This window comes from Brevibacillus fortis, assembly GCF_046196545.1.
In the GTDB taxonomy this organism is placed as follows: Bacteria; Bacillota; Bacilli; order Brevibacillales; family Brevibacillaceae; genus Brevibacillus; species Brevibacillus fortis_A.
This window is the reverse complement of record NZ_CP176370.1, coordinates 12,501-20,000: the sequence shown is the minus strand read 5'-3', so window position 1 is coordinate 20,000 and position 7,500 is coordinate 12,501. Positions and strand designations below refer to the sequence as shown.

Below are 7,500 nucleotides of genomic sequence, written 5' to 3'. Positions count from 1 at the left end.
ATTTGGTTTGATAACGTCCATATCGATGACATCATCATCGTCGTCAAGGGTAATCCCCTTCACACCGGTGGCGTTACGTCCCATCGTGCGTACGTCTCCCTCATTGAAACGGACGGACATGCCTTTGTGAGTCCCCATGATAATTTGTTGTTGGCCATCCGTCAGACGAACACCAATCAACTCATCATCTTCGCGCAGGTTAACCGCAATCAGTCCGCCTTTGCGAATATTTCCATAGGACTCCAAGGTGGTTTTCTTAATAATCCCCTTCTTGGTCGCAAAGAACAGGTAGTGTTCCTGATCAAACTCCTTCACAGGGATTACCGCACTCACCCGCTCGCCTTTTTCAATCTGAATGAGATTGATGATCGGGGTGCCTTTGGCTGTCCGGCTCAAATCCGGAATCTCGAAGCCTTTAAGGCGATAAACCTTCCCTTTGCTCGTGAAGAACATGATGTAGTCATGCGAATTGGTAATGTACAGATGCTCGACAAAATCGTCATCCTTGGTTCCCAATCCCTGAATGCCACGTCCTCCGCGTTTTTGCGAACGGTAGGTGGAAACAGGCAGACGCTTGATATAGCCGTCGTGCGTCAGGGTAATGACCACATCTTCCTCTGGAATCAAATCAGCATCATCGATGTTATTCTCATCGAATGTAATTTCGGTGCGTCTTGCATCTCCGAACCTCTCTTTGATCTCATCCAGCTCTTCGCGGATGATCGCATAGATTTTGGCTTCGTCTGCAAGAATCGAACGTAGCTCTGCGATTTTTACCATGAGCTCTTGGTATTCATTCTCGATTTTTTCTCGCTCCAAACCAGTCAGGCGTTGCAGACGCATATCCAGAATGGCCTGTGCCTGCTCATAGGACAAGGAAAAGTTCTCCATCAGTCCTGTACGAGCTTCTTCTGTGGTTTGAGAGGAACGAATCAAGCTGATAATCTCGTCAATATGATCCAATGCGATGCGCAAGCCTTCCAAGATATGCGCACGTGCTTCTGCCTGCTTGAGATCATACTCTGTTCTTCTGCGAACAATGACGCGTTGATGTTCCAAATAGTAATAGAGCATGTCACGCAGATTCAATACACGCGGACGACTGTCAACGAGCGCCAGCATATTCACACCGAATGTAGACTGCATTTGAGTATGCTTAAACAAGTTGTTCAAAACAACCTTTGGAATGACGTCACGACGCAATTCCATAACAATGCGCATACCTTTGCGGTCAGACTCATCACGAAGGTCGGTAATGCCCTCGATTTTCTTCTCGCGCACGAGCTCCGCGATTTTTTCCACGAGTCTGGCCTTGTTGACCTGAAAAGGAATCTCCGTTACGATGATGCGCGGTTTTCCTTTCCCATCCTCTTCAATCAGGGTTTTGGCGCGCATAATAATGGATCCACGACCTGTTTCATAGGCACGGCGAATACCACTGTAACCGAGAATCTCACCAGCAGTAGGGAAATCAGGTCCCTTGATAATCTTCATCAAGTCTTGGATGGTAATATCAGGGTTGTCGATCATCGCAATGACGCCATCAACAACTTCTGTCAGGTTATGCGGCGGAATATTGGTAGCCATACCTACAGCAATCCCTGATGCCCCATTCAAAAGCAGGTTCGGGAAACGAGAAGGCAATACAACCGGCTCTTCTTTGCGTCCGTCGTAGTTAGGAATGAAATCGACCGTTTCTTTATCAATATCGCGCAAAAGCTCCAGCGCGAGCTTGGAAAAACGCGACTCCGTATAACGCATCGCCGCTGCCGGGTCACCGTCTACAGAACCGAAGTTCCCTTGCCCTTCAACCAGCATGTAGCGCATGTTAAAATTTTGGGCCATACGTACCATCGCTTCATAGATGGAAGAGTCACCATGCGGATGGTAGTTCGCCATTACTTCCCCGACAACGTTGGCCGATTTACGGAACGGCTTGTCAGGAGTAAGGCCCATATCGTGCATGGCATACAAAATACGCCTGTGAACAGGCTTCAAACCATCGCGAACGTCAGGCAAAGCCCGACTGACGATAACGCTCATCGCATAGCTAATGAACGATTCTCTCATTTCGTGGCTAATATCGATTTTTGGAAACCGAGCAGTTTCTTCTGCCATAAAGGGTAAACCTCCAACTGGTTATCACAATACTTCATTATACCATATAGAGAGAGGACACGTCCAAAAAATCCAGTTGAATCAATCCATTTCCTCAAGATTTTCCACCGATTTTGGTCACACCTCACGAATTTCGTAGTACCCCTAAATATTCCAGCTCTGTTTCAGGCTGGTTCATCACACAAAACCAAAAAGGCCCCTACATTCCGGCGCCTACAATTTCATGTTTTTTCACATGTATTTATCATCATCTTTACAGCTTCACGACCATTTCCAATTCGGAAGAGCGAATCATTGTCTTCGTATCAATTAACAATCCGAACGTAATCGCGATCATCTGTAGTAGTTTTCTCATGGTGTATCCCTCCGTTTATTCAATGTACTTTGATTTTACAGGGAATGACCACATAGTCCTATCGATTTGGGTTTCAACTTCCTTACACTATTGTAAGAAACGTAGGAAAGTATGGGAAAAGTATGGGAAATGCTTTCAACAACTCCTTAATTCCGCTTGAAGATGTACAATAAAGTGAGAATCTAACGGTTCGCGGAGGAATCCTATGAAGACCTTTCATGTTGCTATCGTAGACGATGATATCAATATTCGTCAGATCGTCGAAGCCTATCTGCAAAAGGAAGGCTATGTTACAACTGCAGTTGAATCAGCCGAAGAGGCTATTACTTTAGAGCAAGAGAATCCCCCCGATCTATGGGTATTGGACATCATGTTGCCAGGTATGAATGGCTATGAGTTTTGCCGACGTATTCGTGCTGGTTCAGAGACGCCTATCATCATGGTTTCTGCTCGCGACGAAGAAGTAGACAAGATTCTTGGACTAGAGCTAGGAAGCGACGATTATCTCACCAAGCCTTTTAGCCCTCGTGAATTAGTGGCACGCGTGAATCGGGCACTCCAACGTTGGAAGCAGATGAAATCCCATGCGGAAGAATCCCCTTTCATTGCGAAAGACAGTAATGCGGAAGAGGCTGCTAACAGCGCTCTTGTATTAGATAAGGAAAAACGTCTGGTATATTCTTTTGGAGAGGAAGTAGAGGTGACCTCGAAAGAATTTCAGGTCCTCAGCCTTTTATCGGAGCATCCGAATCGGGCTTTTTCCCGTGATGAGCTGCTCTCTCTAATATGGGGATATGATTATTTTGGAAGTGATCGAGTGGTTGATGACCTCATTCGTCGTATCCGAAAAAAGCTGGACAAGATCCCTCTCGAAACCGTCTGGGGCTTTGGGTATCGCCTGCGAACTTTGGAAGGAACGAAGGATGAATGAGTATCCAATTTCGCATTACATTGATGTTCGCCCTTCTTCTCTGTCTTGTCATGGGGGTATCAGCTGTCCTGATCAATTCGTTTTTGCTGGATAATTTAATCGAGCAGCAAAAGAATGAATTAAACCTAAAAGGTCGATTCTGGATTGAAAAAATGAACGAGTCGAATGTAAAGATTGAAACAGAGGGAGTCGCAGAACTCGAAAAGCTTCTCGTCTCCAATCGCAAGATAGAAGTTTTGCTCTTAGGCAAAAAGAAAAAAGTACTTTACACGTCCCTGCCTTCTTCCAATTTGAATGAATGGATGGATGCCCTTGAGCGTAAAGCTGAGAAAAGACAAAATCGAAACATATGGATGATCGGTAGCGATGATTACGTGGTCGTTAACTTGCCTTTTAAAAACGACGAAAAGCAACGACTGATTCTGGCCTCTCCTGTACGTGGACTAAAAGACATTCGTATGGAGATGACGAATAACATATTGCTCATCGTTTTGATTGGAGCCGTATCTACCATTTTGCTCAGTTTTTTTATTACGCGTAGTATGGTGAAGCCACTGCATAAATTAACGAGAGAAATTAAAAAAGTTCAAGCACGTCGTTTTTCCGAAGTCCAACTCATTCCTGCTCGCGGTGAAATTGCTGAGGTCTCGAATAGTGTTTACTCCATGGCACAAGAGCTCGATCGTTTTCATGAAATCCAACGGCAATTTTTACAGAATGCTTCCCACGAGCTAAAAACCCCTCTCATGTCCATTCAAGGATATGCCGAGGGAATTCGCGATGGCGTTTTTGTTGATGCTGCTGCTGAAAAAGGTTTTGATGTAATTGTAGAGGAAACCAATCGATTGAAGCATATTGTGACTGAAATTATATTATTGGCCAAGCTTGAAGGCGAAGAAAATTTGTTTGATCCCTCATGGCATTCCGCTACTGACCTGGTGACTCGGGCCATTGAGCGTTTACACCCTTTGCAGCTCCAACACAATGTAACGATTTCAGTACGTCCGACTAAAAACAATGACGTAGTGTTCGTCGATGAAGGAAAGTTTCTTCAAGCCTTGTTGAATATTATTGGAAATGCTTTGCGTCATGCCAAGGATCAGATCACGATCGAGATCCAACCAAGCAAACGTCAACTCCAAATAGAAGTACAAGATGATGGAGAGGGAATCGCGGAAGAACTTCTCCCCCACTTATTTCATCGTTTTGTGAAAGGAAAAAATGGTGATGTCGGACTGGGGCTAGCTATTTCTCGAGCAATTATCGAACGTTCGCACGGCCGTCTCCAAGCAGAAAACGGTCCACTCCACGGCGCTGTTTTCCGCATCATCCTTCCCTTGTATCCGCAGCCTGAAAAACTAACACCCGAGTGATCTAGTGTCCACTCGGGTGTTTTTCCTTCAATCGATATATTTGCCGCTACATGTTCCCGGAAATTTTCGTCGTGAGCGCGTTCCTTCCAATCCGCATAACCATGACAGAAGCGATCAAGCAAAATATTCCCGCAATGATAAACATGAGAAAGTAACTATTCAACATAGTATAAATGACTCCTCCACCGTAAGCGGCCACAGCAGCACCTAATTGATGTGCGGCCAATATCCACCCAAATAAAATTCCTGATTGCTGTTTTCCAAAAATATCGGTTGTCAACTTAAGTGTTGGAGGAACTGTGGCTACCCAATCTAAGCCATAGAAGACGATGAATAAGCCCAAGGTAAACGTAGAAGAGGATAGTGCTGCAGGAAGCAGCATTAACGAAAATCCTCGTAAACCGTAATACCAAAATAAGAGCCAACGATTGTTAAAGCGATCCGATAGCCATCCCGACAATGTTGTTCCAATAATGTCAAAGATACCTATGAGAGCGAGTAAACTTGCAGCCGTTACCGCTGGAATGCCGTACTCCATACAAGCAGCTATAAAATGAGTACCGATTAAACCATTGGTAGAGAGGCCGCAAATAAAAAAGCTGCCAGCCAACAACCAGAAATCAAAGGAACGAGATCCTCTTACTAAGCCATCAACAGCTGCACGAAAAGGGTTTTGCTTGATGTTTTCTATTTCTTGATCAGCTACTGACGCGCCAAATGCCTGAAGTCCCTTATCACTTGGTCGATCACGCATCAAGACAGCCACAATCGGAATCAAAATCAGAGCTGCTGTTGCAATCACCCACGATGCCGTACGCCAGCCATCTGATTCAGCCAAGCTTGCGAGAAGAGGAAGAAATACCAGCTGTCCTGTTGCACCGCTTGCTGTTAATATACCCATAACCAATCCTCGTTGCTTCACAAACCAGCGATTTGCGATCATCGCTCCTAATACGGAAGCTGTGCATCCAGAACCTAGTCCAACAACGACTCCCCAAAGTACAGCCAGTTGCCAGGAGGCCTGCATCCAAGTCGTGAGGGAGGAACCCAATGCTAACAGGATAAGAGCAATGATCGTGATACGCCTTATTCCGAACCGATCCATGACTGCTGCTGCAAACGGTCCTACCAATCCGTATAGCAATAGATTAATGGACAGCGCTATTGAGATAGAAGAGCGACTCCAGCCAAATTCTTGTTCAACAGGAACCATAAATACACCAGGAGCAGAGCGAATTCCAGCACCAATCAAGAGGATTAAAAAGGTGACACCCGCAATGATCCAGGCGTAGTGGAGCCGACTCGAAGAAGCTTGTTTCATAATGACATTGACTCCTTTTTTGAAATAATACGTCAGAAATTTCAGTTTTCAAATCGTACAAAAAAACCATCCGAATTGGATGGCTTCTTTTATTCCCTGAAAACTGGATCTGCATGATCAATTGCTAAATGTGTGGATAAGTCCTCGACCGATTAGTATTCGTCAGCTCCACGCGTTACCGCGCTTCCACACCGAACCTATCAACCTCATCGTCTATGAGGGGTCTTACCAGCTTGCGCTGTGGGAAGTCTCATCTTGGAGGGGGCTTCACGCTTAGATGCTTTCAGCGCTTATCCCGTCCGCACATAGCTACCCAGCTGTGCCACTGGCGTGACAACTGGTGCACCAGCGGTGCGTCCATCCCGGTCCTCTCGTACTAAGGACAGCTCTCCTCAAACTTCCTACGCCCGCGACAGATAGGGACCGAACTGTCTCACGACGTTCTGAACCCAGCTCGCGTACCGCTTTAATGGGCGAACAGCCCAACCCTTGGGACCTACTTCAGCCCCAGGATGCGATGAGCCGACATCGAGGTGCCAAACCTCCCCGTCGATGTGGACTCTTGGGGGAGATAAGCCTGTTATCCCCAGGGTAGCTTTTATCCGTTGAGCGATGGCCCTTCCATGCGGAACCACCGGATCACTAAGCCCGACTTTCGTCCCTGCTCGACTTGTAGGTCTCGCAGTCAAGCTCCCTTCTGCCTTTACACTCTACGAATGATTTCCGACCATTCTGAGGGAACCTTTGGGCGCCTCCGTTACCTTTTAGGAGGCGACCGCCCCAGTCAAACTGCCCACCTGGCATGGTCCTCTCGCCCGATAAGGGCGACGAGTTAGAAACTCCGTACATCAAGGGTGGTATCCCACCGACAGCTCCACAGAGGCTGGCGCCCCTGCTTCTCAGCTTCCCACCTATCCTGTACATGATGCACAAAGTTCCAATACCAGGCTACAGTAAAGCTCCATGGGGTCTTTCCGTCTTGTCGCGGGTAACCTGCATCTTCACAGGTATTATGATTTCACCGGGTCTCTTGCCGAGACAGCGCCCAAGTCGTTACGCCTTTCGTGCGGGTCGGAACTTACCCGACAAGGAATTTCGCTACCTTAGGACCGTTATAGTTACGGCCGCCGTTTACTGGGGCTTCGGTTCAAAGCTTCGCTTGCGCTAACTCATCCCCTTAACCTTCCAGCACCGGGCAGGCGTCAGCCCCTATACTTCGCCTTGCGGCTTCGCAGAGACCTGTGTTTTTGCTAAACAGTCGCTTGGGCCTTTTCACTGCGGCCCCCTCGGGCTATTAACCCTACCGAGGCGCCCCTTCTCCCGAAGTTACGGGGCCATTTTGCCGAGTTCCTTAGCAAGAGTTATCCCGCGCACCTTAGGATTCTCTCCTCGCCTACCTGTG

4 protein-coding genes and 1 rRNA gene (2 of these 5 running past the window's edge) are annotated in these 7,500 nt (G+C 47.0%); 2 read left to right on the top strand and 3 right to left on the bottom strand.

Annotated features, from left to right (window positions below):
* On the bottom strand, window positions 1-2,118 hold the 5' portion of the coding sequence (gene gyrA, locus ACKKE8_RS00180) for a DNA gyrase subunit A (protein WP_409176482.1). It extends 417 nt beyond the left edge of the window; 2,118 of the gene's 2,535 nt are visible here — the first part of the coding sequence; its start codon is at window positions 2,116-2,118; the stop codon falls past the left edge of the window.
* Between the two features lie 560 nt (window positions 2,119-2,678).
* Here gyrA and ACKKE8_RS00175 point away from each other — a divergent pair.
* Both ACKKE8_RS00175 and ACKKE8_RS00170 read left to right on the top strand, forming a co-directional pair.
* The gene (locus ACKKE8_RS00175) at window positions 2,679-3,404 is read left to right on the top strand and encodes a response regulator transcription factor (RefSeq protein WP_409176481.1); all 726 of its coding nucleotides are present in this window, start codon (window positions 2,679-2,681) and stop codon (window positions 3,402-3,404) included.
* On the top strand, window positions 3,401-4,777 hold the full coding sequence (locus ACKKE8_RS00170) for an ATP-binding protein (protein ID WP_409176480.1): 1,377 nt from the start codon (window positions 3,401-3,403) through the stop codon (window positions 4,775-4,777). Before ACKKE8_RS00175 ends, ACKKE8_RS00170 begins: the two co-directional genes overlap by 4 nt.
* 46 nt (window positions 4,778-4,823) lie before the next feature.
* Here the strand turns inward: ACKKE8_RS00170 and ACKKE8_RS00165 are convergent, their stop codons facing one another.
* Window positions 4,824-6,098 (bottom strand): MFS transporter, encoded by a 1,275-nt coding sequence (locus ACKKE8_RS00165; protein WP_409176479.1) that lies wholly within the window; start codon window positions 6,096-6,098, stop codon window positions 4,824-4,826.
* Between the two features lie 132 nt (window positions 6,099-6,230).
* Window positions 6,231-7,500 (bottom strand): 23S ribosomal RNA (locus ACKKE8_RS00160) (it continues 1,659 nt past the right edge of the window).